Below are 3,452 nucleotides of genomic sequence, written 5' to 3' on the forward strand. Positions count from 1 at the left end.
GTCCAGACCTGCGGGGCCCGGCCGTCCGCGCGCTGGAGGTCGAGCAGCCAGTTCCCGTAGTACGGACGGCTGCTCACGGTCAGCGCGAAGGCGCCGCTCGGGTCGGTGACGCTCACCGCGCCGCCGCGGGGCGTCAGCTTCCAACTCTGCGCACCGGCGCGGCCGCAGGGCTGCTGCGCGACCCACATGCCCGCGGCGGGAGTACCGCCCGGCTGCAGGCACTTCCCGGAGACCGCGGAGCGGATGCGGACCAGTCCGCTGCCCGCGTCGTCGAAGTACCACTGCTGCTGCGCGTACCCGTTGGAGCGCGCCCCGACGAGCACGGTGCCGTCGGCGCCGCGCCCGCCCCACACCTCGGCGGCCAGGCCGGTGCTGCCGTTGCCGAGCAGGTACCGGGTCCCGGGGGTGGTCGCCCCGCCGCCCGCGCCCTTCGTACGGAAGGACGCGGCCTTGCCGGCTCCGCTGTCCCGGCCGGCGCCGTCGCGGACGGAGACGGCGACCGTGTAGGAGGTGTCGGGCCGGAGGTTGTAGACCCGCAGCACCGGGGACTGGACCCAGCCCAGGTGCTTGCCGTTCAGCAGGACCTGGTACCAGGCCGCTCCCTCGACCTTGGGCCAGCTCACGACGGCGGAGTCCGACTGGATCTGGCCGACGGTCACGGCCGGTCCGCCCGTGGGCTTCTTGGTCGGGCCGGGCGTCGGCTTCTTGGTCGGCGAGGGGCTCGGGCTCGGGTTCGGGCCGGGGTCGGTGCCGCCGCCCTTGTTCTGCATCAGGAACTGGTTGTCGGCGATGTTCCAGTGCGTGGCCAGGTAGCTGCCGGCTTTGGGGCTGGTGTGGAAGTAGTCGTCGTGGTTGCAGTCCAGGATGTTCTCGGAGGCCTGGTTGGTGCAGATGTTGCGCATCTGCGGGTAGTACGGGGTGTCCGAGTAGCACATGACGTCGAACTCGTCGGTGCAGTGCGCACCGCGGCTGGTGTTCGGGGCGCTGTTGTTGACCGCGCCCAGATTGTGGCCGAGTTCGTGCGCCGCGGTGTGGCCGCCCCAGCAGCCGGAGTCCGTACGCCCGTAAGAGGGACCGAAGTTGCTGAGGTTGGCCTGGCCGGGCCGCTCGTCGCCGTTGAAGGTTCCTATGCCGCAGTAGACCTGGGTGTCCGCGAAGATCATGTACTTGCGGTCGCGGCGGTCGAGCCCCTTGCCGGCGAGGGCGGCGTTCGTCGCGCTGAACTCCGCGAGCGCGGAGTCCGGGAGCTCGATGTTGAGCACGGTCGGGGTGCAGTCGGCGGCCGTCACGTAGCGGATGTGCCGGACGCCTCCGGTCTCCCGGGCGCTGGCGGCGTAGATGAGGTCGGCGTCGGCCGCCCATTTGCGGAACGAGGCCACGTACGCGGAGTAGCGGTCGCGGCCGGGGCCGTGGACGTACACGACCTGGACGCGGTTGCCCGTGCTGCCGTCTCCGTCGCACTGGACGGTCTGGCCCGCGGGACCGGCGGCGACGGCCTGGCCGGCGGCCGCCGAGGGCGCGGGCGCCGCGGACTTGTCGGCCGTGCGGTCGGCGTCGGCCGCCGCCGCGTCCTGAGGACGCCCGCCGCCTTCGCCCGCCGCCGGGTCGTCGGCGGCGGGGCGGGCCGGGTCGGCCGCCGGCGCCGAGGCCTTGACGGCGGGCGCGATGTCCTTCGTTATGTCGACACCCTTGGGCGGGGCATCGGGGCCGTGGGTACACAGACCCGCACCGGTTCGGTAGACGCCGGCGCACCGGTCGCCCTTCGGCGCGGGGGCGAGGCCGTCGTAGATCATGCCGCGCGCCCGCTGGTTGGGGGGCGCGGCCGCGAGGGGTTCGGGTTCCTGATCCCGTGCGGGTGCGGCGGCCGGTGCGGCGGCCTCCGTACCGGCCTGTGCGGACACGGCCTGGGCGTTGTCGCCGAGACCGGAGTAGGCGATGCCGGCGGCGATCACCGCCGCCGAGGCCATGGCGGCGGTGAGGAGCATAAACCGCCGCGGCTTGCGGCGGTGTTCACGCCGTCTGCGTCGTCCTGTCATGGGCACCTCAAGTAGACATCGGATGAGTGGGTGCGCGGAAGCCTGCCAGACGAATGCCGCGGAGAATTCGGACAAAGGGGGGTGCGGATCGAGAAATCGTTCCGTTACCTGTCCGTCGGATCTGATGAACACTCAACATGCAATAAAACAAGGGAAGTTACGCGCGTCACGCGGTATTGGTCCAGGCCTTATCGGGGGTAGTCGTTATCCAATCGAGATAACAAGTGGAGTGCTATTGACGGGAATTCAGTCAAGGATTCACCTAATTACTACCTGTCGAATTCCCTTGGTCACGACCCGTGAGGAAGGCGCGGCCCCGCTCGGCTCGGCGGGACACGCGGGCGTGCCCCACGGCCCGCTGACGGAGCGTCCGGGCGCGCGGCGGCCTTCTGCCCCTGCCCGCAGGTGGCCCTCCTGGACGATGTGCTGACGCGTCGGCAGCGAAAACACTCGGTTCGACCGCCGCGGCACCTCCGGTGCCGTGGCCATGAACAGGGGACAACGGGATATGCGTCCAGCAGACGCTGAGCGACGTCCGCGGCCGGCGAGAACTCCTCCTCCGCCCCGCCCGCCTACCAGGGGTCCGTCTCCCGACCCGCTACCGCATCGGCACCGCGGAAGGCGGGCCCGGAGACGACGGCGACCCGCCCTCCTGCCCAGGATCCGGCGGCGACGTCCCGTACGACGAAGAATCCGGGGGCGGACAGCCCCTCTTCCGTCCGCTCCCCGGCGGCCGGGCCGTGCCCGAGCCGCTCCAAGGGCGGCGTGATGGTCGGCGGCTCTCGGTGTTCTCGGCGCGACGCGGGCGGCGTGAACACGCCCTCGCCCTCAGGCGACCCTCGCGGCGCACTTCTCTCTCCCCGCCCCCCGCAGCCCTCCGATTCACCTGGGGGAGCGGACATCGTCACCGCCCCTGCTTCGGAGTAGACGTGAGGCACGCGTGTGAGCCGAAAACGGAGTCACTGCACGCGGGTCCGGATCCGGTATACCGGCGCGGCCTCGCGGCCTCGCGGTCCCGCGGCCGACGGTACGAGGCTGTCACCCCTCATCCATTACTCCGATTTACTGAAAAACGATGTGCTGGGGCCGGGTGTGGTGATGGATCGGCCTCGCACGGGTCACGCTCGCCCTCGGACTCGAACGCCGAGGAGCGAGCGGATGAAGCCTGACATCAGTGGACCGGCTCGGCTGGGACCGTTGCCCCGTCGAGGGAAGTGGCCGGCGGGCGGAGCACTCGCCCTGCTCGCCCTGGTGCTGGCGGCCGGCATGGCCGGCCCGGCCGGGGCCGCGGCGGCCCCGGCCGCGGGTGAGCGCGTGAGCGCGGCGGGCCGGGCGGGCGGCGGCGACCGGTGCCGGGACGCGCAGCTCCGCGACAGACCGCCGGTCGACAAGACGCACTGCAAAAGGGGCCCGACG

Annotated in this window: 2 protein-coding genes; one reads left to right on the forward strand and one right to left on the reverse strand. The window is 71.8% G+C overall.

The genetic code is table 11. The annotated features are described in order from the left end of the window. Positions 1-1,985, reverse strand: a 1,985-nt coding sequence (locus tag ACFWNV_RS05950) for an RICIN domain-containing protein (protein WP_383941139.1), incomplete at its 3' end; no start/stop codon positions are given. Between the two features lie 1,248 nt (positions 1,986-3,233). On the opposite strand from ACFWNV_RS05950, the gene ACFWNV_RS05955 reads away from it, so the two are divergent. Beyond that, positions 3,234-3,452: hypothetical protein (locus ACFWNV_RS05955; protein WP_383941142.1), on the forward strand; the 219-nt coding region annotated here is incomplete at its 3' end.

Origin of the sequence: Streptomyces sp. NPDC058401, assembly GCF_042722885.1 — a bacterium.
Lineage (GTDB): Bacteria > Actinomycetota > Actinomycetes > Streptomycetales > Streptomycetaceae > Streptomyces.